General features: G+C 63.3%; 20 protein-coding genes and 1 tRNA gene. 11 read left to right on the forward strand and 10 right to left on the reverse strand.

The window, feature by feature from the left end; all coding sequences use genetic code 11:
• Nucleotides 1-46: 46 nt before the first annotated feature.
• Nucleotides 47-1,237, forward strand: coding sequence for a S8 family serine peptidase (locus AAZQ98_RS00280; RefSeq protein ID WP_434689034.1), 1,191 nt, complete (start codon nucleotides 47-49; stop codon nucleotides 1,235-1,237).
• A 1-nt stretch (nucleotide 1,238) separates the two neighbouring features.
• Nucleotides 1,239-1,472, forward strand: coding sequence for a hypothetical protein (locus AAZQ98_RS00285; protein WP_434689036.1), 234 nt, complete (start codon nucleotides 1,239-1,241; stop codon nucleotides 1,470-1,472).
• Here the strand turns inward: AAZQ98_RS00285 and AAZQ98_RS00290 are convergent.
• Genes AAZQ98_RS00290 through glyA form a run of 5 tightly spaced genes read right to left on the reverse strand, consistent with a single transcriptional unit; the run spans nucleotide 1,469 to nucleotide 7,826 of the window.
• Nucleotides 1,469-2,077, reverse strand: a complete 609-nt coding sequence (locus AAZQ98_RS00290) for a sarcosine oxidase subunit gamma (protein WP_434689038.1) — start codon at nucleotides 2,075-2,077, stop codon at nucleotides 1,469-1,471. The two genes, AAZQ98_RS00285 and AAZQ98_RS00290, sit on opposite strands and share 4 nt — an antisense overlap.
• Entirely contained in the window at nucleotides 2,070-4,967 is a 2,898-nt protein-coding gene (locus tag AAZQ98_RS00295) for a sarcosine oxidase subunit alpha family protein (protein ID WP_434689039.1), read from the reverse strand. The genes AAZQ98_RS00290 and AAZQ98_RS00295 overlap by 8 nt, the downstream gene beginning before the upstream one ends.
• On the reverse strand, nucleotides 4,964-5,278 hold the full coding sequence (locus tag AAZQ98_RS00300; RefSeq protein WP_133834912.1) for a sarcosine oxidase subunit delta: 315 nt from the start codon (nucleotides 5,276-5,278) through the stop codon (nucleotides 4,964-4,966). The genes AAZQ98_RS00295 and AAZQ98_RS00300 overlap by 4 nt, the downstream gene beginning before the upstream one ends.
• An 11-nt stretch (nucleotides 5,279-5,289) precedes the next feature.
• Nucleotides 5,290-6,507, reverse strand: a complete 1,218-nt coding sequence (locus AAZQ98_RS00305) for a sarcosine oxidase subunit beta family protein (protein ID WP_359192659.1) — start codon at nucleotides 6,505-6,507, stop codon at nucleotides 5,290-5,292.
• A gap of 2 nt (nucleotides 6,508-6,509) precedes the next feature.
• The gene (glyA, locus tag AAZQ98_RS00310) at nucleotides 6,510-7,826 is read right to left on the reverse strand and encodes a serine hydroxymethyltransferase (RefSeq protein WP_434689040.1); all 1,317 of its coding nucleotides are present in this window, start codon (nucleotides 7,824-7,826) and stop codon (nucleotides 6,510-6,512) included.
• A gap of 151 nt (nucleotides 7,827-7,977) precedes the next feature.
• Between glyA and AAZQ98_RS00315 the strand changes: the two genes are divergently transcribed.
• The 3 genes from AAZQ98_RS00315 to AAZQ98_RS00325 all read left to right on the forward strand — a co-directional run bounded on the left by AAZQ98_RS00315 (nucleotide 7,978) and on the right by AAZQ98_RS00325 (nucleotide 10,994).
• On the forward strand, nucleotides 7,978-8,637 hold the full coding sequence (locus AAZQ98_RS00315) for a GntR family transcriptional regulator (protein ID WP_434689042.1): 660 nt from the start codon (nucleotides 7,978-7,980) through the stop codon (nucleotides 8,635-8,637).
• Between the two features lie 103 nt (nucleotides 8,638-8,740).
• Nucleotides 8,741-10,201: a DUF222 domain-containing protein gene (locus AAZQ98_RS00320; protein WP_434689044.1), complete on the forward strand. Its 1,461-nt coding sequence runs from the start codon at nucleotides 8,741-8,743 to the stop codon at nucleotides 10,199-10,201.
• Between the two features lie 205 nt (nucleotides 10,202-10,406).
• Nucleotides 10,407-10,994: an NADPH-dependent FMN reductase gene (locus AAZQ98_RS00325; protein ID WP_105656361.1), complete on the forward strand. Its 588-nt coding sequence runs from the start codon at nucleotides 10,407-10,409 to the stop codon at nucleotides 10,992-10,994.
• A gap of 16 nt (nucleotides 10,995-11,010) precedes the next feature.
• Here the strand turns inward: AAZQ98_RS00325 and AAZQ98_RS00330 are convergent, their stop codons facing one another.
• Complete coding sequence (locus AAZQ98_RS00330) at nucleotides 11,011-11,583, reverse strand: dihydrofolate reductase family protein (protein ID WP_332731478.1); 573 nt, start codon at nucleotides 11,581-11,583, stop codon at nucleotides 11,011-11,013.
• A gap of 134 nt (nucleotides 11,584-11,717) precedes the next feature.
• A tRNA-Ala gene (locus AAZQ98_RS00335) sits at nucleotides 11,718-11,793 on the reverse strand.
• Between the two features lie 190 nt (nucleotides 11,794-11,983).
• Between AAZQ98_RS00335 and AAZQ98_RS00340 the strand changes: the two genes are divergently transcribed.
• Entirely contained in the window at nucleotides 11,984-12,409 is a 426-nt protein-coding gene (locus tag AAZQ98_RS00340; RefSeq protein ID WP_133833990.1) for a VOC family protein, read from the forward strand.
• Nucleotides 12,410-12,417: 8 nt separating this feature from the next.
• Here the strand turns inward: AAZQ98_RS00340 and AAZQ98_RS00345 are convergent, their stop codons facing one another.
• Complete coding sequence (locus AAZQ98_RS00345) at nucleotides 12,418-13,644, reverse strand: MFS transporter (protein ID WP_332594618.1); 1,227 nt, start codon at nucleotides 13,642-13,644, stop codon at nucleotides 12,418-12,420.
• 208 nt (nucleotides 13,645-13,852) lie between these two features.
• Here AAZQ98_RS00345 and AAZQ98_RS00350 point away from each other — a divergent pair, with 208 nt between their 5' ends.
• Nucleotides 13,853-14,731 carry an endonuclease/exonuclease/phosphatase family protein gene (locus tag AAZQ98_RS00350; RefSeq protein ID WP_434689047.1) on the forward strand — a complete coding sequence of 293 codons (879 nt, stop codon included), beginning with the start codon at nucleotides 13,853-13,855 and terminating at the stop codon, nucleotides 14,729-14,731.
• On the opposite strand, the gene AAZQ98_RS00355 is transcribed toward AAZQ98_RS00350, so the two are convergent.
• Nucleotides 14,728-15,402, reverse strand: a complete 675-nt coding sequence (locus AAZQ98_RS00355) for an alpha-ketoglutarate-dependent dioxygenase AlkB family protein (protein ID WP_434689049.1) — start codon at nucleotides 15,400-15,402, stop codon at nucleotides 14,728-14,730. The genes AAZQ98_RS00350 and AAZQ98_RS00355 overlap by 4 nt on opposite strands.
• Nucleotides 15,403-15,692: 290 nt before the next feature.
• On the opposite strand from AAZQ98_RS00355, the gene cobA reads away from it, so the two are divergent.
• The 4 genes from cobA to AAZQ98_RS00375 all read left to right on the forward strand — a co-directional run bounded on the left by cobA (nucleotide 15,693) and on the right by AAZQ98_RS00375 (nucleotide 19,508).
• The gene (gene cobA, locus AAZQ98_RS00360) at nucleotides 15,693-16,712 is read left to right on the forward strand and encodes a uroporphyrinogen-III C-methyltransferase (RefSeq protein WP_434689051.1); all 1,020 of its coding nucleotides are present in this window, start codon (nucleotides 15,693-15,695) and stop codon (nucleotides 16,710-16,712) included.
• A complete protein-coding gene (locus tag AAZQ98_RS00365) occupies nucleotides 16,712-17,812 on the forward strand; it encodes a uroporphyrinogen-III synthase (protein WP_434689052.1) in 1,101 nt (366 codons plus the stop codon). Before cobA ends, AAZQ98_RS00365 begins: the two co-directional genes overlap by 1 nt.
• A 46-nt stretch (nucleotides 17,813-17,858) precedes the next feature.
• Nucleotides 17,859-18,767 (forward strand): carbohydrate kinase family protein, encoded by a 909-nt coding sequence (locus AAZQ98_RS00370; RefSeq protein ID WP_434689054.1) that lies wholly within the window; start codon nucleotides 17,859-17,861, stop codon nucleotides 18,765-18,767.
• 66 nt (nucleotides 18,768-18,833) lie between these two features.
• Nucleotides 18,834-19,508, forward strand: a complete 675-nt coding sequence (locus AAZQ98_RS00375) for a FadR/GntR family transcriptional regulator (protein WP_434689056.1) — start codon at nucleotides 18,834-18,836, stop codon at nucleotides 19,506-19,508.
• Nucleotides 19,509-19,616: 108 nt separating this feature from the next.
• Here AAZQ98_RS00375 and AAZQ98_RS00380 read toward each other — a convergent pair whose 3' ends face one another.
• The gene (locus AAZQ98_RS00380) at nucleotides 19,617-20,600 is read right to left on the reverse strand and encodes an ABC transporter substrate-binding protein (RefSeq protein ID WP_434689057.1); all 984 of its coding nucleotides are present in this window, start codon (nucleotides 20,598-20,600) and stop codon (nucleotides 19,617-19,619) included.
• Nucleotides 20,601-20,659 lie beyond the last annotated feature (59 nt).

A 20,659-nucleotide genomic window follows, 5' to 3' on the forward strand; every position in this document is an offset into this window, starting at 1 on the left:
CCAAGCACGCACGGCGTGTGCCGGAAAACCAGCTAAGGAGCCAGCCATGCACACTTCCCGCCACCAAAGCACCGAAGCCGCTGAAGTCCCGGGCCGCTACGTGCTCGTCTTCGACCAGCCAGCTGCCGGCGTCCCTGGCCTGGCCCAAGTCCAACGCGACACCGAACTGCCCCAGCTGCTGGCCGAACAGGGCTACTCCACCAGCGAATACTTCCCGATGCTGGGCATCGCGGTGGTCTCCAGCGGCACCGAGCAGCTGGAGGACTTCCGCCAGCGCTGCGCCGGGCATCGGCTGCCGGCCTCGGTGGTGCCGGAACTGGTCTACCGGATCCTGCCCGATGCCGCCAAGGCCCCGGGCCAGTCCCCGTTCGCGGACACCGCGGAGTTCACCTGGGGCCTGCAGGCGGTGGGCGCATCGCTGTCCAGCTACACGGGCAGGGGAATCAACGTGGCTGTGCTGGATACCGGCTTCGACAGCGCGCACCCGGATTTCGCCGGCCGCACCGTGGATGCCAAGTCCTTTGTCGATGGCGAGGACGCCAGCGACGGCCATGGGCATGGCACCCACTGCATCGGCACCGCCTGCGGTCCGCGCGCCCCGCAGCAGGGACCGGGCTACGGGGTCGCCTCCGAGGCCAATATCTTCGCCGGAAAGGTGCTGGGCAGCAACGGATCGGGTTCCGACTCCACGATCCTGGCCGGAATCAACTGGGCTCTGGAAAACAAGTGCGAGGTCATCTCGATGTCCCTGGGGGCCGACGTGAGAACCGTGCACCCGCCCTATGTCACCGCTGGCCGGCGCGCCCTGGAGCTGGGTTCGCTGATCGTGGCCGCCGCCGGCAACAACGCGCAGCGCTCCGCCGGGAACCCGGGGTTCGTCGGCGCCCCGGCCAACAGCCCCTACATCATGGCGGTGGCCGCCTTGGATCCGCACCTGGCCGTCGCCGACTTCTCGGCGCAGGCGCTGGATGCCCAGGGCGGCGCAGTGGATATCGCCGGCCCCGGCGTGGACATCTATTCTGCCTGGCCGGGAGAAAAACGCTACAACACGATCAGCGGCACCTCCATGGCCACCCCGCATGTGGCCGGCGTGGCCGCGCTGCTGGCCGAATCCACCGGGCTGCGTGCCCAAGAGCTGTGGGACAAGCTCCTGTCCACCTCCCGCGATGCCGCGCTGCCTGCCGAGGATGCCGGTGCCGGGCTGGCCCAAGCCCCGGCCGGAGCGGAAGGACACTAGGATGTGCGGCGCCCAGGTGCACATCTACGTGGTCACCGTGGTGGCCACCGTGGCCCCCGAATCCGTCGTTGACCAGCTGCAAGCCCGCGGACTGCAGGTTAAGCAGGTGCTCGCTGCCCTGGGCCAGGTTATTGGCGAGGGCAGCGAGCAGGTGGCCGCAGCGCTGCGGGATCTCGACGCGGTCGAATCGGTTGATGCCCAGCAGCGCTACCGGGCCATCGACGAGGGCAGCTAGGGCACCGCTGGCGCGGCGAACTCTGCCATGGCATCGAGCAGCCAGCGCACGGCGTGCTCGGTGAACGAGGCGCGCGGCATGATCCGCCAGCTCTGCTCGCCGGTGCGCCACAGCAGCACCGGAATATTCGCCAGCGAGGTGCTGATCGCCTGGTTCACGCCGAAGGCGCGCGGGTGCAGGTCCGCCGGGCAGCTCTTGCGCAGCACCAGCGGCGCATCCGGGCCGGAAAGTTCCAGCACGCTGCGGTTGGCCGAGAGGTCCACCACCTGCCCCGGCTGCTCGCCCAGGGCCGCGGTCAGCGCCCCGGCCAGCTCGGCGTTCTCCGCACTGGTAGCCAGGAACTCATCCGGCGCCAGCCACAGCACCGCGATGCCCGGCGCCTCGCCGGCCACCTGGCCCACCGCAGCGGGCAAGCCCACGCCGGTGGCCGCGGCCACCGCCGCATGCGCCGGACTGCCCGGCGCGCAACGCAGCGAGATCTGGGTGGCGAAGGCGATTTCGCGCAGGCCCACGCGGCCGGCGATGCTGGCCGCTTCCATTTCCTGGGCCAGGTGCTGCGCCGGGGAACGGCGTACTTCGCTGTCAATCATGGTGTTGCTAGCCATCGCGACGGCTTCCTTCCGGGTCGTAGAGCACGGTTTCACAGACTTCGACGTCGACCAGCTGGCCGCCCACCGGGGTCTTGAGCACTTCGCCGATGCGGCTGCGCCCGTTCTTGATCAGCGCCAGGCCGAAGGTGCGTCCCAGCGCCGGCGAGTCGTAGAAGCTGGTGACCCAGCCTTCCATCGGGGTGATGCCCTCGGTGGCCATCGCGTCGGCGGCCACCAGCGCGGCGCCCTCGGGCAGCCGCAGGGACTTGTCCACCGGCAGCACCGAGACCAGGTGCTTGCGGTCCTCCCGGAGGTTGTCCGCCCGGGAGTAGGAGCGGTTGCCGATGAAGTCCTTGACCTTGGAGACCACCCATTCCATGCCGGCATCCTGCGGGGTCACCGTGCCGTCGGTGTCCTGCCCGACGATGATGAAGCCCTTCTCGGCGCGCAGCACGTGCATGGTTTCGGTGCCGTACGGGGTGATGCCGTATTCCTGGCCGGCGGCGTACACGTCTTCCCAGACGCGCAGCCCGTGCCAGGCCGGCACCGCGATCTCGAAGGCCAGCTCCCCGGAGAAGGAAATGCGCGAGATGCGCGCTTCGATCCCGGAATCCAGCACCACGTCCTTGAAGGCCATGAACTTGAAGCCCTCGTTGGACACGTCCACGGTGGAGGCGACCTTGGCGATCACCTCGCGCGACTTCGGCCCGACCACCGCGACAGTGGCCAGCTGCTCGGTGACCGAGGTGCACACGACATCCAGCTCGGGCCATTCGGTCTGCAGCCACTCCTCCAGCCAGTCCAGCACGTCTCCCGCGCCGCCGGTGGTGGTGTGCAGCAAGAAGCGGTCCTGCGCCAGGCGCAGGGCTACCCCGTCGTCGAAGATCATGCCGTCGGCCTTGCACATCACGCCGTAGCGGCCCATGCCGACCTTCAGCTTGGTGTAGCCGTTGGTGTAGATGCGGTTCAGGAACTCGGCCGCATCCGCCCCGCGGATCTCGATCTTGCCCAGCGTGCTCGCATCGAGCATGCCCACCGAAGCGCGCACCGCGGCGGACTCGCGGTAGACCGCCTGGTCCATGGTTTCCCCCGGCTGCGGGTAGTACCAGGGGCGCTTCCACTGCCCGACGTCCTCGAAGGCCGCGCCGTGGGCCAGGTGCCAGGGGTGCATCGCGGTGATGCGCGCCGCATCCAGCTGCTGCCCGCGGTTGCGCCCGGCCAGGGCCGCGAAGGCCACCGGGGTGTAGGGGGCGCGGAAGGTGGTGGTGCCGATCTGCGCCGGGTTCTCGATGCCCAGCACCGCGGCGATCACGCCGATCGCCGCCACCCCGGAGGTCTTGCCCTGGTCGTTGGCGGTGGAGATCGAGGTGTACCGCTTGATGTGCTCCACCGACTTCATGCCCGCACCGGTGGCGCGCAGCACGTCGGCCACGGACTGGTCGCGCTGCAGGTCCACGAAGTGGGCGGTGTAGTTCGCGGCGTCATCGCCCTTGGCCGATGGCACCAGCCAGACCGGACGGGTCTGGCCCAGCGCGGTTTCCAACGCCTGCGGGGTGCGGGCCACGGTGGCGAATCCTGCCGCGGTGGCAGCCGCGGCGCCGGTGGCGGCCCCGGTGGACAGGGCGCTGGCGGTATCCAGGCGCCCGGTCACCGCGCCGGCCAGGTGCTGGTTGGCCACCGCGGCGGCCGGGACGAAGGCGTGGATGGTGGTGTCCCAGTCCAGCTTGCCCTGGCGCTGGGAGTGCAGGTGCACCACCGGGTTGAAGCCGCCGGCCACGGCCAGCACATCGGCTTCGAAGCGCTGGGGGGCCCCCAGTTCGCGGTGCTCGTCGAGCGTCGCGACCACGATGGCCGACAGCTCGCCGGCGGCATCCGCCTCGGTATCCACCACCACCGAACCCGGGATCACGGTGACTCCCTCGGCCACGGCGGCCGCGGCGGCGGCCGAGATGCTGGTGCGGGCGTCGATCACGGCCACGACCGAGCCGCTGGCGGCCAGTTCGGCGACCAGCTCATAGGCCGAGTCGTTGGTGGTGGCCACCGCGATCCGCGACCCGGCGCGCACGCCGTAGCGGTTCAGATAGCTGCGCACCGCGCCGGCGAGCATGATGCCCGGGCGGTCGTTGTTCTCGAAGACGATCGGGCGTTCGTGGGCGCCGGTGGCCAGCACCACCTGCTGGGCGCGGATATGCCAGATGCGCTCGCGGGATACCCCGGGCTGCGACGGACCGTCCAGGTGCACGGTGCGGCGCTGCGCGGCGATCAGGTAGTTCGCGTCGTAGGACCCGAAGACGGTGGTGCGCTGCAGGTGGGTGGTTTCCTCTGCTTCGGCCAGTTCGCCGGTGACCTGCTCGATCCACTGGCTGCTGTCCAGGCCGTCGATCTGCTCCCCGGCGGTGTCCAGCAAGGTGCCCCCGGCCTCGGCGCGCTCGTCGAGCAGCATCACCCGGGCCCCGGAGCGCGAGGCTTCGCGGGCCGCGGCCAGGCCGGCCGGACCGGCGCCGACCACCAGCACGTCGGTGTGCACGTGCACGTGGTCGTAGTAGGCCGGGTCGGTGGCCGGGTCCAGCACGCCCAGGCCCGAAAGCAAGGTGGCGTCCAGTCCGTCGGTGACCGCAACGGTGGTGGCCGGCAGCATCGACTCGTCGATGTCCTGCTCATGCCGGGCCCCGACGGTGACCAGCGCGTTGGGTTCCTCGACCCCGGCAGCGAAGATGCCGCGCGGGCGGTCCAGGTACAGCGAGTTGCCGGCCTTGCGCAGCCCGTTGGCCAGCATCGCGCTGGCCACGGTGTCGCCGCGGAAAGCGGAGAGCTGCGCGCCGCCAATGGACAGGGCCAGTGGTTCCTCGCGGTTGATGCGGGCGCGGGTGCTCTGCGCTGCAGGCAGGCGTTGCGGCTTGCTCATCGGGTGCCTCCTTCGGCGCTGCGGATGTCGGTGGTGCTCAGTTCTGGGCGTGGTTCGCTGGCCTGGTAGATGGCCTTGAACTCGTAGGTGACGGTGTCGCGCAGGGCGTTGAACCACTTGCGGCAGCCGCCGGCGTGGACCCAGCGTTCGGCGAAGATGCCCTTCTTGTTCTGCCGGTAGAACAGGTAGCGGGACCATTCCTTGTCGCTCAAGGCGCTCGGGTCCGCCGGGTAGGCCACGTGGGCTTCTCCCCCGTACTTGAATTCGTTCTCATTGCGTGGCCCGCAGTTCGGGCAATCAATCAGCATCATGGCGGTTGCTCCTAGTGTGCGACGGCTGCGGCGCCGTGCTCGTCGATCAGGTGGCCGGTTTCGAAGCGATCCAGGCTGAACGGCTTGTTCAGCTCGTGCGGCTCGTCGTTGGCGATGGTGTGCGCCAGGGTGAATCCGGCACCCGGGGTGCCCTTGAATCCGCCGGTGCCCCAGCCGCAGTTCACGTACAGGTTCTGGATCGGGGTCTTGGAGATGATCGGCGAGGCGTCCATGGTGGTGTCCACGATGCCGCCCCAGGTGCGCAGCACATGCGCCCGGGCGAAGATCGGGAACAGCTCCACGGCCGCGGCCATCTGCTCCTGGATGACGTGGAAGGCGCCGCGCTGGCCGTAGCCGTTGTAGTTGTCGATGCCCGCGCCCATGACCAGCTCCCCCTTGTGGGCCTGGGAGACGTAGACGTGGATGTGGTTGGACATGACCACCGTCGGGTGCACCGGTTCGAACAGCTCGGAGACCAGTGCCTGCAGCGGGTGGGACTGGATCGGCAGTTCGAAGCCGGCCATTTCAGCCAGCACCGAGGAGTGCCCTGCCCCGGCCAGTGCGACCTTGCCCGCGTGGATGGTGCCGCGGGTGGTCTTCACGCCGGTGACCTTCTCGCCGTCCTTGATGAAGCCGGTGACTTCGCAGTTCTGGATGATATCCACGCCCAGCTCGTTGGCCTTGCGGGCGAAGGCCCAGGCCACGTGGTCGTGCTTGGCGATGCCGGCACGCGGCTGCCAGGTCGCGCCCATGACCGGGTAGCGGATGTCGTCGCCGATGTTGATGATCGGGCAGGCTTCCTTGACCTGGGAAGGGTCCAGCCATTCGGCATCCACGCCGTTGAGCTTGTTCGCTTCCACGCGGCGCACGGATTCGCGCACGTCGCCCAGGGTGTGGGCCAGGTTCATCACGCCGCGCTGGGAGAACAGGAAGTCGTATTCCAGGTCCTCGGGCAGCTGCTCCCACAGCTTCAGCGACTTCTCGTAGATGCCCGCCGACTCGTCCCAGAGGTAGTTGGAGCGGATGATGGTGGTGTTGCGGGCCATGTTCCCGCCGGCCAGCCAGCCCTTTTCCAGGACGGCGACGTTGGTGATGCCATGGTTCTTGGCCAGGAAGTAGGCGGTAGCCAGGCCGTGGCCGCCGCCTCCGACGATCACTGCGTCGTAGGACTTCTTCGGTTCCGGGTTGGCCCAGAGGAATTCCGGGTGCTCAGGCAGCAGATCAGCCATGGCTATTCTCCAATCTTCTTCAGGTTCGGGTACAGCGGGTGGGCCGCGGCAAGCTGCAGAACACGATCCTTCAGCTCCGGCAACACCGCCGTATTACCCTCAGCACCAGCAATCAACGCCTGCGCAATGATCTCCGCAACCTCAGCGAACGCAGCCTCCGAGAAACCACGGGTAGCCAACGCCGGGGTACCAATACGCAACCCCGAAGTCACCATCGGCGGACGAGGATCAAACGGCACCGAATTGCGGTTCACCGTGATCTCCACCTGAGCCAAAAGATCCTCACCCTGCTGCCCATCCAACTCGCTATTACGCAAGTCAACGAGCACCATGTGAACATCCGTGCCACCAGTCAAAACGCTGATGCCCTTGGCAACAACATCTTCCTGGGTCAAACGCTCAGCCAAGATCCGGGCACCAGCCAAGGTCCGCTCCTGGCGCTCCTTGAACTCCGGCGAAGCGGCAATCTTGAACGCCACCGCCTTGCCAGCAATCACATGCTCCAACGGACCACCCTGCTGGCCAGGGAACACCGCCGAGTTCAACTTCTTCGCGATCTCCGCATCATTCGAGAGAATAATGCCGCCACGAGGACCAGCAAGCGTCTTATGCGTCGTGGAAGTCACCACGTGAGCGTGCGGAACCGGCGAAGGATGCAACCCGGTTGCCACCAAGCCAGCGAAGTGCGCCATATCCACGAACAGGTACGCGCCGACCTTGTCAGCGATCTCGCGGAAGCGCTGGAAATCCACCTGGCGCGGGTACGCCGACCAGCCAGCAACAATCATCTTCGGCTGGTTCTCAATGGCAAGGCGCTCCACCTCGTCCATGTCCACTTCATAGGTTTCCTCGTCCACACCGTAAGGAACGATGTTGAACAAGCGGCCCGAGAAGTTCAGCTTCATGCCGTGGGTCAGGTGGCCACCGTGGTTCAGGTTCAGGCCCAGCACGGTATCGCCCGGGCGCACCAGCGCGTGGTACACCGACGCGTTAGCCTGCGCACCGGAGTGCGGCTGCACGTTGGCGAACTTCGCCCCGAACAAGTCCTTGAGGCGCTCGATCGCCAGCGTCTCGATGACATCAACTTCCTCGCAACCGCCATAGTAGCGGCGGCCCGGGTAGCCCTCGGCATACTTGTTGGTCAGTACCGAACCCTGCGCCTGCATGATTGCCTGCGCCGTGTGGTTCTCCGAAGCGATCATTTCCAGGCCGCGCTGCTGGCGAGCCAGCTCAGCGTCAATACGCTGCGCGACTTCCGGATCGAGATGCGCGAGGTCTGCGGTCAGGGAATCTGCCGAGAGAGTTGAAGCTTGTGCCATTGCCCATTCCTAAATGTATGAATTGCCGACAACTGATATATCAATCTGCGATTCACTGTATGATGGAAGTCACAGCCCGGTCAATGGGTAACCCGAAATTATTTCAGCGTGCAGCAATCACGCGGTATGGAGCAGAGAAAACGGAGGCAAGATGACACTCGCCACACAGCTTCCCGTGGGCGCCGAGTCCCTGGCTGAACGCGCCTACCTGGTTCTGCGAGACCGGCTCATCATGATGGACATCGCCCCCGGCGACCCGATCAACGAGGCCCACCTGGTCAACGAACTCGGCGTCGGCCGCACGCCGTTGCGCGAGGCGCTCAAGCGCCTGGAGGTCGACCACCTGGTGCAGTCCTATCCGCGCCGCGGCACCTTTGCCACCCGTGTGGACATCACGGAGCTGGCCGATATCACCGAAGTCCGCGAAGCCCTGGAACCCCTCGCCGCGGCCAAGGCGGCAGCCTTGCAAGGCGGCAGCGCGCGCAGTCGCATCGAGACAACGCTCCAAGCCGTCAGCCAGCTGTCGGGCGCGAATCTCCGGCGCACGTTGATGGAGAACGACCTGGAAGTCCACCGGCTGATCTACCAAGCGGCCGGCAACCACCATCTGGAGCAGACGCTGATCCGCCTGGATAACCTTGCCACCCGCATCTGGTGCATGGCCCTGGATCGACTGCCGAGCATCGACGAGCACATCGAAGAACACATCTCGCTGCTCCAAGCCATCCTCGACGGCGACGCGCAGCTGGCACAGGAATTGGCCCTGGAACATATCGTGCACTTCGAGGCATCGGTGCGATCCGTTCTCTAGCCGCCGCTTCACGGCTGGAGCGATGCCATGCATTGCGAAAAAATAGTTATCCCCATTTCCCAGAATCGAAGACATGTTCGAGTAAGCGAAGTATAATTAGAACATGTCCGAAGCAAAGGCGCACGGAAACAGCCTCACCCCACCAGCACCCCCCGAGGAATTCGACCTCCACGTCCAAACCGTGCAAAACGACCTCTCCGCCCTCGAAGAACACGGCAGCAAAGCCGACTGCGCCCACGGCATCGAACTGCTGGAAGCCCTCATCTCCGCAGCACGCTGCAAACAAGCCGGCCTCGCCCACCAAATCGAAAAAGAATACGTCCGCGACCACGAAGAACGCGGCATCCACCTCGATGACCAAACCCGCGGTGCAGCCGCCTGCGTCGCCCTGGCCCGCAAGCAATCACCGCACGGCATGCGCAACTACTTGGTCAATTGCCGCATCCTCTTCGAAGACACCCCGAACCTCGCCGCAGCCTGCTCCCGCGGCGAATTCACCGAAGCCCAAACCCAAGCCATCCTCACCCCGCTCCAAGACCTCAAACCCCAGCGCCGCACCGAATTCGACCAGCTCTACGCCCAGAACCCGCACATGTTCGAATCCATGGGCACCACCCAAATCAGGGAAACGGTCCGCAAATTCGCCCTGGCCTACATCTCCGACCCCGACTCCATCAAGCAGAAAACCGTCGAAGAGCAACGCAACCTCACCCTGAAAATCGACGACCAGAACGGCCGCATCATCATCCACGGCGAATACCCCCTGCTGCAGGGCATGTGCCTCAAACGCTACCTCGACGAAGAATCCAAAACCCTGCGCAAAAAAGGCGACCCGCGCACCCGCACCCAGATCCGCGCCGACCTGCTCTTCAGCTACATGATGGTCGGCGAACCCTCCAAAATGCCCATCGCCCTGCAAGTCGCAGTAGTCATGACCGACCGGGCCCTGTTCGCCGGCGAACGCGAACCAGCCTACCTGGAAGGCTACGGCTTCATCCCCGCCCAGAGCGTGCGCGAATGGATCAGCGGACACCAGATCCCCAACAGCCTGACCTTCGACCAAATGGACGCCAAACCCACCACGGAACTGATCGAACAGCTCGACGTGCGCACCGAACTCGCCCGCCTCTACACCGCACCCGGCGACCAGGACCTGATCGCCATGGACTCCAAAGCCCGGATCTTCCCGGAAAAGCTCAAGAAATTCATCGCGATCCGCGACCGGCACTGCCGCACCCCGTTCTGCGACGGCATCGTGGAGGAAATAGACCACGTCAAGCAATACGCCCGCGGAGGCAAGAGCACCGTCTTCAACGGCGATGGCCGATGCGCTAGTTGCAACAAGGCCAAGGAAGCCGCCGGCTGGTACGAATACACGACCTACGGCAACGGCCACACCATCATGATCTGTCCCGGCTCGGCGATGTCCTACAAGTCCACCGCGCCGCCAGCCACGGGATACGCGCACAAGCCGTTCCCGCAATTGAGACGCGACTCGAAATGGATACAGCAACTCAAGGAACGGCTGAAGCCCAAGGATGGCCCCGAAGACATCGCAGCCTGACTCCCAGCAAATAATATCGATCCCGTGGTTGCGGTCCGCGCCAACCCATGCGGTCGAACCTGCCTGGCGTGCAACGACTGCCCAACACGTCGAATTTGGCGCATTCGGCATCCATACCTAGGTGATCGAACCAGGCGGACTGGCTTAGCTGGGAGTTTGCCCGAGGGCCTTTTGCCACCCCTCGCCCCGGTGCTGAAGTGGTTCCATGGATTACAACATCGGCTATTTCGTTGGTTCGCTCGCCACGAACTCCATCAACCGCGTCCTGTCCAAGGCCCTGATAGCCCTGGCACCTGAAAACCTCAGTTTCACGGAGATCCCGATCAGCGATCTGCCCTTGTATAGCGCTGACTACGATGACAATTATCCCGAAGCCGGGACCGCGCTCAAGACCGCCATCGAAGCCTCGGATGGCCTGCTATTCATCAGCCCGGAGTACAACCGTTCAATTCCCGGTGCGCTGAAAAATGCCATCGACTGGGGTTCGCGGCCCTGGGGTACCAACTCCTTCGCCCGCAAGCCCACCGGCCTGCTCGGCGCTTCGGTCGGCGCCATCGGCACTGCGGTCATGCAGTCCAGCATGCGCAGCGTCCTCAGCTTCCTGGATGCCCCGCAGCTGAACTCCCCCGAGGTCTACCTGCAGTACCGTCCCGAAGACTTCGGCGAGGACGGGAGCATCAGCAACCCGGACACCGAGAAGTTCTTGGCCCACTACATGGGCGAATATGCGGCGTTCGTTGAGCGTGTGCTCGATGCGACAGCTGCGGGTCATATCGGAGACGAAGGAATGTAGCCGCCTCCAACGTCCACTAGCCGCGCGAGTACTCGGCAAGACAGACTCCGGAGGCAAAAGACTGCATGTTCTCCAGCCTCCAGCGATCCGGGGCATACCCTGTGTCCCCGAAGAGCCTGATACCCGACCCGAACATCACCGGCTGCACCTTCAGGGCTAGCCTGTCGATGTCCGGCCGGAGCCTGGCGGCCAATTGCCCTCCGCCGCACAGCCAGATGCCGTCACCCGGTTGGGATTTGAGTTCCCCGATGACCTCTCGCGGATCCGCACTGGTGAACTGCACCTCTTGGCTTCCTGGAGGTGAAGAGTGCTCGCGCGTGAAAACAATCTGTCTCAGATGCGAGTACGGGCTGGGCAGTGCTGGCAAGCCGACAGCGTAGGTATTCCATCCCATCAGCACCGTATCGAAAGGGCACCCCTCGATAGGCAGTCCAGCCGACTCTGCCAGCTGGGTCGGCGCGGTGCCGCGGTAGCGGTCCCAGATGGGCGCCGCATGGTCGCCAGCCACCGCGAATGCATCGAATTCGCCGTGAGGACCGGCAATGTACCCGTCCAAGCTCACTGCAACGAAGTAGGTTAGTTCTCTCATTGATTCTCCCTTGGCTCGAAGACGGAATCGTCTGGGAAATTGAGCCAACCCTACAGCATGGCCTGTTGGGAACTTGGGAGAATGCGAAAAAACCGGGAAACATCATTTCTGATGTTTCCCGGTTTTTTTCCATTTGGTGGAGGTAAGGGGATTCGAACCCCTGACCTTCTGCATGCCATGCAGACGCGCTACCAACTGCGCCATACCCCCAAACGAGGTGATTCCGGTGGCTTGTACAACCCCTGAACCGAGATAAAACTTTACCGGAGCACTGCCGAAAACTCCAAATCGGCTGTTCGAGACGCTGGTCACAATCCTCTATTCACACGGTGCTCCCCAAGTGGAAGAATATGGGTCGGGACCTGCCGGCCCCACCCATTCCTTCGAAAGGCGCAATCCCATGACCATCGGACTGACCCCATACCTGCGTTTCGCCGGAGACGCCAAAGAAGCTATGGAGTTCTACCACCAGGTACTCGGTGGCGAGCTTTCCATGATGACCTTCCAAGAAGGCATGAATGACAACAATCCGGCCGTTGCCGACCAGATTATGCACTCCTCGCTATTTGTTGAACGCGGCCTGCACTTCATGGCCTCGGACACCCCGCCCGAAATGGACGTCCGTGGCAATGGCGTGATCGCGCTAAGCAGCGACGGGACGGCCGGAGCCGACGCGGAGACCCTGACTAGGTGGTGGGAAGGATTGGGCGAAGGCGGCCAGATCAACATGCCATTGGAGCGGGCCCCGTGGGGCGACTCCTTTGGCGAGCTGCGCGACAAGTTCGGCGTGGTCTGGATGTTCAACATCACCGCGGTGGCCAGCTAGCCGATGCGCTAGTGGGTGCGCGCCTGCTCGCGGGCTTCCAAAGCTTCGCGGCCTACGAGCAGGCCCACCTTCTTCGCGCGGATCTGGGTGATCCACGCGATCAGCAGACCCAAGGCGGCCAGGCCAGCGCCGACCACAGATGGGGCGCGGAAGCCGTAACCGGCGGCAATCACCGCGGCACCCAGGGCGGCGCCCAGCGCGTTGGCAACATTCAGCGCCGAGTGGTTCAGCGAAGCAGCCAGCGACTGCGCATGCGGGGCCGAATCCATCAGCAGCGTCTGCAACGCAGGGATCAGCAGGGAACCCACCGCGCCCATCACGAAGACCATGATCATCGTCGGAACCACCCAACTGGTCACGGCAGCGAAAATCAGCATGGTGGCGATCATGAAAACGGAAGAAAGCTTGATCGCGCCGAAGATCGACCAGTCGGCAAGCCTGCCACCGGCCAGCGAACCAACGACCATGCCTACGCCATAGAGCGCCAAAGCCAGTGGCACCAGCTCAATGGGCAGTCCTGCTTCTTCGGTCAGCGTGGGCGAAATGTAGGAGTACACCGCGAAGAATCCGCCGAAGCCGACAATGCCGGTGAGCATCGCCAGCCACACCTGGGCACTCTTCAAGGCGGTCAGCTCGCGGCGGATGCTCGCCCCGGCATCGGTCTTGCGCCATGGGACGAACAAGCTAATCAGCACAGCGGTCAACACGCCGATCGCAGTGACGACCAGGAACATCGAACGCCAGCCGTATTCCTGGCCGAGCCGGGTCACCAACGGGACACCGGCAACGTTGGCCACCGAAAGCCCGAGCATCACCCAGGCAATGGCGCGTCCGCGCATCGTGGCCGGAACCAGGCTGCCGGCAAGCACCCCGGCCAGCCCGAAGTAGGCCCCATGCGGCAGGCCTGCAAGGAAGCGGGTCACCAGCATGGTGTTGTAGTCCGGAGCGAAGAATGAGGAGAGGTTGGCGAGCGTGAAGAAGAGAATCAGCAGCTGCACCGCACGCTTGCGCGGGATCTTGGCAGCCAGCGCAGTGAGCACCGGGGCGCCCACCACCACGCCGATTGCGTAGGCGCTGATCATCAGGCCCATCTGCGCATAGCCCACTTCCAGATCAGCGGCACCTTCCTGGAGCAAGCCCATCATGGCAAACTCAGTGACACCGATGCCGACGCCGCCCATGGCCAAGGCAATAATTGCCAGCAGTAGTTTTCCGCCAGATACATAGGCAGTCATTCAATTTCTCAATTCATGGCAGGGTCTTGGGAAGCGGCTCCCTCGGCGCTCTTATCCATCGTAGTGACTGCATCGGGCGACAGTGGCAATCCCCGAGCGGAAAATTACGAATCCCACAGTTTTTTGTGCCACTGTATTAAGTCCTATGCCTCATTCATCGCACCATCGCCTGTCGGCCTCGCGAATAATCGCGAGGTTCTTCTTTGTCATGCTCTGTCTCGCGCTGGCCGGGCTAATGGTGTTCCACCAGCAGATCCCCGATGTCCTGGGTCTCGGATTGATCGTCGATAACCTGGCCCCGTGGATGGGCCTCGGAATTCCAGTGCTCTTGCTGATGGCCTTGGTGGTGCGCGGACGCATCAGCTTCATCGGCCTGCTCGTACCGGTCGTTGTTTGGGCTGTGCTCTTCGGGCCGGCGTTCCTGCCTTCGGACCAGCGCGCACCAGAAGCTTCCCTGCTGGTTGCCACGCAAAACGTCCACGAGTCTGCGGGCGTGCAAGCCGCCCGCGAATTGGCAGCCAACGGCGCGCAGGTCATCACCCTGCAGGAAATCGGTGAAGGCCAGGAGCCGGAAATCACCGCCGAGCTCGCCCAATCCCATCCTTACAGCTACATGGTCAGCACCGTAGGCGTGTGGAGCGCCTATCCGCTGAAGAATCCAGAGCCCCTGGATCTGGGCCTGGGTTGGGACCGCGCGTTGCGGGTGGACGTGGCCAGCGAAAAAGGGGATGTCCGCCTGTACGCTGTGCATGCGGCGTCGGCCAGGCCTACCGGCCATCACGAGCGGGACATGATGCTTGCTTCCTTGGCCGGCTACCTCGCCGATGACGAATCTCCGAAGATCGTTGCCGCCGGAGACTTCAACGCCACCAGCTCCGACCGCCACTTCGCGCCGGTCGCTAACCAGCTGGAGGAAGCCCACTACAGCGACTGGGGCTTGGCCCTGACCTGGCCGCGGTCCCTGTTCCCGATGCTCGGCATCGATCATGTGATGCTGCGCGGCGTCGAATCAGCAGGCCTGGAGCGGCTGGAAATCGCCGATTCCGATCATTACGCGCTCTTTGCCACGATCGATCTGGGGAACTAGTTCGCTTCCAGCCCGGTTTGGCGCAGCGTGATGTTAATGCGTCCGCCGCCAAGGCCCAGGCCTGCAGGCGCGGTCCCGGCATGGATCTTGCTCACCCCGTGATAGGCGAAGCGTGAGGGGCCGTCGAAGACGAACAGGTCCCCCGAAGCCAGCCGGATCTCTTGCCATGGCCGGTTGCGGTTCTCGGTATTGCCCAGGCGGAATGTTGCCGAATCGCCGATGGACAGCGAAACCACCGGGGCATTGATGCGCTCTTGCGCATCCTGGTGCATGCCCATGGCGGCCTGCACGTCGTAGTAGTTCACGATAGCCGCATCGGGCTGGTAGTCCTGCGCGCGCTGCAGGTCACCCGTAGCTTCTGCGACCGCCTGCTTGCCCAAGCGGACCAGCCAGTCTTCCATGGGCGCCACTGATTGCCCGTCCAGGTCGTCAGCGGTCTTGGAGTAGCGGTTCGGGCTCCAATGCCACCCCAGGCACAAGCTCTGCACGCTCATCGGATGGCCGTTGACGGCTGTGCGGTGCGGCGGAACAGGCCCGCTGCCCCATTCGAAGAAGCGCCGGACGATCCACTGCTGCGCGGGCGCGTCCAGCCACCCCGGCAAGTGCCAGGCTCCTGGGCGCAAGGCTCCCCCGCTACGGGGCAGTGCACTGTCGTCGAACAGGGATTCCATGTTCCCAGCGTGCCCGTTGCAGGCAGAACTCGGCAAGTCTCCCGCGTATTCGCTCACTGAACTTTGCAGGATCAGCCAGGCCGGTGCCTCGCAACAATATTTACATTAGAGACTTTGTGTTTCGTCTTACCCTCGCGAACATTTCGAAAAGGTTAACCTTTACTCGAATTATTGCGCTTGAAACATTTGCGATACCTCCGGGAAAACCTGGGCGCCTAAGCTGGGTGCATCCACTAGTTCAAGGAGAATCCCATGTCACCCCTAGAAACTCGAGCAGAATCAAGGAAACCATGATTGGCATCGACCTCGAACTGCGCGGATGCACTGTGCTGATCGCTGGAAGTAAATCCGGGAGCAAAAATACTGCGCTGCGCTTCCAAGCAGAGGGCGCCACAGTGCTCACCGCCGACGGGCCCTTCCAGGCAATACAGTTGCTGGAACAAGCCGGCCTGCTGGTGATCTGCGATGCCGAACCGCTGCGCTTCGCCTCGGTGGTGCAGGCCGCGCGCATTCCCGTCATGCACCTTGGACCAGCGCCCCGGGCCGGATCCATCACCCTGCTCGGTGGCGGCCCCGGCGCATTGGACCTGCTGACCCTGCGCGGCGTGCGGGCCCTGGCCGAAGCAGAAGTCGTCTTCGCCGACAGACTCGGTCCCGCAGCGCACCTGCCGGCTCTTGCACCGCAAGCTCAAATCGTGGACGTCGGCAAGCTTCCCGGACACCACAAGCTCACCCAACGGGATATCGAAGCCCTGATGATCGAAGCGGCCCGCGGTGGCGCTGCCGTAGTCCGGCTCAAGGGCGGAGATCCCTTCGTCTTCGGCCGCGGCTTCGAAGAAATCGCGGCCGCTACCTCTGCGGGCATCCCGATCAGCGTCATCCCGGGACTGAGCTCGTGCATCACCGTGCCGGCAGCAGCCGGCATCCCGGTCACCGCCCGCGGGGTGAACACCATGTTCACCGTGGTCTCGGCCCACGATCCACTCAGCGATGCGCAGCTTGACCACCTGGCCAAGCTGGGCGGAAGCATCGTGATCCTGATGGGCATGGGCACCATCGAGCAGACCGTCGCCGGGCTGCACCGGGTCGGCATGGACCCGCACATGCCATGCGCCATCGTCGAATCCGGCACCACCGACATCCAGCGCACCAGCTGCACGCGGCTAGCCCATCTCGCCGAAACAGCCCGCGGCCATTCCAACCCTGCAGTCATTGTCATCGGTGAAGTCGCTGGGCTGCCGGCCACCCTGGTGAACGCGGCAGCGCAAGAAGAGCCGGCCGCGCTGGCAGCGCGATTGGAAGTGGCCTGATGAGCAGCCCCAAACCCTTGGCCGGCTTCCGGCTGGCCGTCACCAGCGACCGCCGTTCCGCAGAACTCATCGAGGCCTTCGAACGCCGCGGCGCCGAGGTGACCCATACTCCGCTGCTCCAGCTCGCCCCGCTGGACGACGAGCAGCAACTGATCGCCCAAACGCAAAAGCTGATTGAGGTCCGTCCGCAGGTAGCCGTCATTACCACCGCCTACGGACTGCGCCGCTGGGTTGATACCTCCGAGGCTGCCGGCATTGGCGACGAGCTGCTGGCAGCGCTCGGGCAGACGCAGCTCTACGTCCGCGGGGCCAAAGCCCATGGCGCCGTCAAGGCCCTGGGCCTGGAACCGGCCGCCGTGGCCAAGGACGGGCGCAGCGCCTCCATGCTGGAACTGCTGGAGGGCAAGCTCCAGGGCGCCACCGTGGCCTTGCAGCTTCATGCCGATTCCGACCATGGAATGCCCCAGAGCCTGCGCGAGCTGGGCGCTCGCCGGGTGCTGAAGGTGGAGCCCTACCGCTGGCAGGACACCAGCAGCGATAGCGGGATTTCGGCTTTGGTGGAGGGCCTGTGCGCCGCCCACTTCGATGCGGTGACCTTCACCAGCGCGCCAAGCGTGCATGCGCTGTTCGCCGCTGCCAAGGCGCGCAATCGCTTGCCCGCCCTGCTGCGCTCCCTGGCCGAGCGCGTCGCGGTGGCCACCGTTGGACCGGTGACTGCTGCCCCGCTGATCGAGGCGGGCATCTGCCCGCTGGTTCCCGAGCGCCATCGCATGGGGGCCATGATCGGCCAGCTCGTGGAGCATCTGGCTTCGCTGGGCACGTTGCAGGCCCAAACGGTCCACGGCCAGGTGCAGTTGCGCGGTCGCACCCTCTCGGTCCAGGACGAAAACTGCGAATTGACTCCCGGGCAGGCCGAATTGGTACGGGCGCTGATCGAGGCAGGCGGCAGCGTCCTCTCCCGCGACGAGCTGGGGGCCGCACTTCCGGAAGCCAGTTCCAAGCATGCCTTGGATATGACCCTGAGCCGGCTGCGCAAGGCGTTGCCGCAACCGGAAATCATCGCCACGGTCATCAAACGCGGGTACAGGCTGAACGTATGATCACCCCGATGGGCTTTTTCTCTCCGGGTTACGTAGGATCGATGTCATGGTTAATATTCAGGTTGCCGGTGAAGCCCTAGTCGATATCGTCGATGGCGTGGCGCATCCCGGCGGTTCCCCGATGAATGTTGCTGTTGGACTGGGCCGATTGGGCCACGAAGTCCTGCTCCAGACGGACATCGGCGATGACGAGCATGGCCGGCTGATCGCCGAACATGTGGCAGCCTCAGGCGTTCAGCTGGCAGCCGGATCGCACACCGATGCGCAGACTTCCAGCGCCACCGTCGTGCTGGACGAGTCCGGAGATGCCAACTACGAGTTCCAGCTGAACTGCAAATTGCAGAGCATGGCTTCGACCCAAGCCACCATGTTCCATTCAGGATCCGTTGCAGCGTTCCAGGGTCCGAGTGCCGCTCGAATCCATGAGGCTTTCGAGGCTTCCCCTCCGGGCCAGATCCTGAGCTTCGATCCGAACCTGCGCCCGGAGCTGGTCGAGGACCGGACAGAATCGGTCAAGCAGATCGAGAAGCTGGCCGGGCTGGCGGATATCGTCAAGCTCAGTGACGAAGACGCCCTGTGGCTCTATCCGGGATGGGACACCAATCGCATCCTTGAGCACTTCTTGGAGCGCGGGGCATCGCTAGCGATCATTACCTTCGGCGCACGCGGAGCCGAGGCCCGGACCAGGCAAAGCGAAGTCATGGTTCCCTCGATTTCGGTGCGCACCGTAGATACTGTCGGCGCCGGTGATGCGTTCATGGCCGGGCTGCTCCACGCCATCTTGGACAGCTCGCTGGCCAAGTCCCTTCGCGATGGCACGCAGCTGGACAGCGTCGAGCTGGAGAAGGTCATGCAGATCGCTTCGGTGTGCGCGGGAATCACCGTGTCGCGCGCCGGGGCAAATCCTCCAACCCTTGACGAGCTGAATCATTTCCTCGCTTCAACTAGTCGATAAGAAGTTCCGAGGGAATACCCACCTCAGGATGTTCCCTCGGAAACATCCGATGTCTATGATTGAGCTATGGCAGTCACAGACGCAGCAATTACACATATCAAGGATATGATCCTCAATGGCGCGCTCTCCCCTGGAGATCGTTTGCCACCGGAGAAAGAACTCTCCGAAAAGCTAGGTTTGTCCCGCTCCTCGCTACGTGAGGCCGTCAAAGCCCTAGAACTTATCCGCGTTCTTGATGTTCGACGTGGCGACGGTACATACGTCACGAGCTTGGAACCTGGGCTCTTGGCTGAAGCCATGGGTTTCGTAGTTGACCTACACCGAGACTCGTCCGTACTGGAACTGCTTGAAGTACGTCGAATCCTCGAACCTTCTTGCGCAGGATTGGCTGCTCAACGGCGCTTGGACGAACACCTTGAATTGCTCGACGCTTCGATAGCGAAAGTCAATGCAGGAACTGACCTTCCCTCCCTGATCGAACACGATCTGGAATTCCATGCAATCATCGCGGAAGCTGCGAAAAACTCATATCTTGCGACCCTGCTCGAAGCTCTGTCCAGCAAGACGGTTCGAGCCCGTGTGTGGCGAGGACTAACGCAAGACCACGCAGTGCAGCGAACTCTGGATGAGCATCAAGCTATAGTCAGCGCGATTCGTGATTCTGATACCGATCTGGCCAAAGCCTTGGTCACGGCGCATATTTCGGGTGTTGAAAACTGGTTGCGCCGTTCCACCACCTGATTGAGTGGAATCATTAAAAATAAAAACGTTGCTGAGCAGGTCCACATCCCCGCTCAGCAACGTTTGGCTTTCAGAACTATTTAGTTAGTTTTGTAACGTTGCAACTCGCTACTCGTATAGGTTGGCTGCAACTTCTGGATCGTCAATGTTCCCATCGTCGTACCACATAGCGCCTGTATCGATCACTTCCATTAGCTCTTCGCCCTTGATGGCTGAAGCCGCGGCTTTGACAGTCTCGTACCCTATGCCAACAGGGTTCTGAGTAACTGCCCCGTCCATCACTCCTGAACGAATGGCATCCATCTGGGCTTTGCCCGAATCAAAACCCACAATCACCAAATCATCAGCCTTGTTCAGTTCTTCTACCGCTTTGACCACACCGATTGCCGAGCCTTCGTTGGTACCGTAGATCCCAGCAAGGTCAGGGTTGCCGTTGATAATGGTCTTTGCCAAGTTCGCCGATTCCAGCTGATCGCCAGCGCCATATTGGATGGTGACAATCTCAATCTCAGGGTTGTTCGTCTCCAGATATTCCACGAAGCCATCGCGGCGGTCCTGGCCCGAAGTCGACGTCTGGTCATGGGCCACAATCGCGATCTTTCCCTTGCCCCCGATTAGCTCCGCCATGTGCTCGGCCGCTATGGCTGCTGCGGCTTTGTTATCGGTTGCAGCAGTTGCTACAGGGATATCCGATTCAACACCAGAGTCAAAGGCAATGACCGGAATATTCCGCGACTTCGCATCCTCAAGAGCGGGTGTGGCCGCTTGGGAATCGAGAGCCGCAATTCCGATGGCATCCGGGTTCTTCGACAGTGCGGTGCTGAGCATTTCGATCTGTTGTGCCACGTCGGTTTCTGTATCTGGACCTTCAAAAGAAACCTGGACGTCGAATTCTTCACCAGCTTTCTCTGCGCCTTGCTTCACCGACTGCCAGAACTGGTGCTGGAAACCTTTAGAAACCACAGCGACATAGGGCTTCGATCCATCTTCTCCAGTGCTACCACCTCCAGCACTGGCTTCAGTATCACAGGCTGTCAAGGACAAAGCCATGAGGCTGGCGACAGACAGGGCTAGGATCTTCTTGCGAAACATTGGTTCTCCATCTCAGAGGTTGCGAGCGATAAAATACTGGGTCGTGCAGTGAAGTTGAA

The sequence above is a fragment of the Glutamicibacter sp. Je.9.36 genome (assembly GCF_051129975.1).
Classification (GTDB): Bacteria; Actinomycetota; Actinomycetes; order Actinomycetales; family Micrococcaceae; genus Glutamicibacter.

Bases quoted from the DNA above. Each gene is read 5' to 3' on its own strand.
- AAZQ98_RS00280 (WP_434689034.1), top strand. From the start codon at position 47: ATGCACACTTCCCGCCACCAAAGCACCGAAGCCGCTGAAGTCCCGGGC.
- AAZQ98_RS00285 (WP_434689036.1), top strand. From the start codon at position 1,239: ATGTGCGGCGCCCAGGTGCACATCTACGTGGTCACCGTGGTGGCCACC.
- AAZQ98_RS00290 (WP_434689038.1), bottom strand. From the start codon at position 2,077: ATGGCTAGCAACACCATGATTGACAGCGAAGTACGCCGTTCCCCGGCG.
- AAZQ98_RS00295 (WP_434689039.1), bottom strand. From the start codon at position 4,967: ATGAGCAAGCCGCAACGCCTGCCTGCAGCGCAGAGCACCCGCGCCCGC.
- AAZQ98_RS00300 (WP_133834912.1), bottom strand. From the start codon at position 5,278: ATGATGCTGATTGATTGCCCGAACTGCGGGCCACGCAATGAGAACGAA.
- AAZQ98_RS00305 (WP_359192659.1), bottom strand. From the start codon at position 6,507: ATGGCTGATCTGCTGCCTGAGCACCCGGAATTCCTCTGGGCCAACCCG.
- glyA (WP_434689040.1), bottom strand. From the start codon at position 7,826: ATGGCACAAGCTTCAACTCTCTCGGCAGATTCCCTGACCGCAGACCTC.
- AAZQ98_RS00315 (WP_434689042.1), top strand. From the start codon at position 7,978: ATGACACTCGCCACACAGCTTCCCGTGGGCGCCGAGTCCCTGGCTGAA.
- AAZQ98_RS00320 (WP_434689044.1), top strand. From the start codon at position 8,741: ATGTCCGAAGCAAAGGCGCACGGAAACAGCCTCACCCCACCAGCACCC.
- AAZQ98_RS00325 (WP_105656361.1), top strand. From the start codon at position 10,407: ATGGATTACAACATCGGCTATTTCGTTGGTTCGCTCGCCACGAACTCC.
- AAZQ98_RS00330 (WP_332731478.1), bottom strand. From the start codon at position 11,583: ATGAGAGAACTAACCTACTTCGTTGCAGTGAGCTTGGACGGGTACATT.
- AAZQ98_RS00340 (WP_133833990.1), top strand. From the start codon at position 11,984: ATGACCATCGGACTGACCCCATACCTGCGTTTCGCCGGAGACGCCAAA.
- AAZQ98_RS00345 (WP_332594618.1), bottom strand. From the start codon at position 13,644: ATGACTGCCTATGTATCTGGCGGAAAACTACTGCTGGCAATTATTGCC.
- AAZQ98_RS00350 (WP_434689047.1), top strand. From the start codon at position 13,853: ATGCTCTGTCTCGCGCTGGCCGGGCTAATGGTGTTCCACCAGCAGATC.
- AAZQ98_RS00355 (WP_434689049.1), bottom strand. From the start codon at position 15,402: ATGGAATCCCTGTTCGACGACAGTGCACTGCCCCGTAGCGGGGGAGCC.
- cobA (WP_434689051.1), top strand. From the start codon at position 15,693: ATGATTGGCATCGACCTCGAACTGCGCGGATGCACTGTGCTGATCGCT.
- AAZQ98_RS00365 (WP_434689052.1), top strand. From the start codon at position 16,712: ATGAGCAGCCCCAAACCCTTGGCCGGCTTCCGGCTGGCCGTCACCAGC.
- AAZQ98_RS00370 (WP_434689054.1), top strand. From the start codon at position 17,859: ATGGTTAATATTCAGGTTGCCGGTGAAGCCCTAGTCGATATCGTCGAT.
- AAZQ98_RS00375 (WP_434689056.1), top strand. From the start codon at position 18,834: ATGGCAGTCACAGACGCAGCAATTACACATATCAAGGATATGATCCTC.
- AAZQ98_RS00380 (WP_434689057.1), bottom strand. From the start codon at position 20,600: ATGTTTCGCAAGAAGATCCTAGCCCTGTCTGTCGCCAGCCTCATGGCT.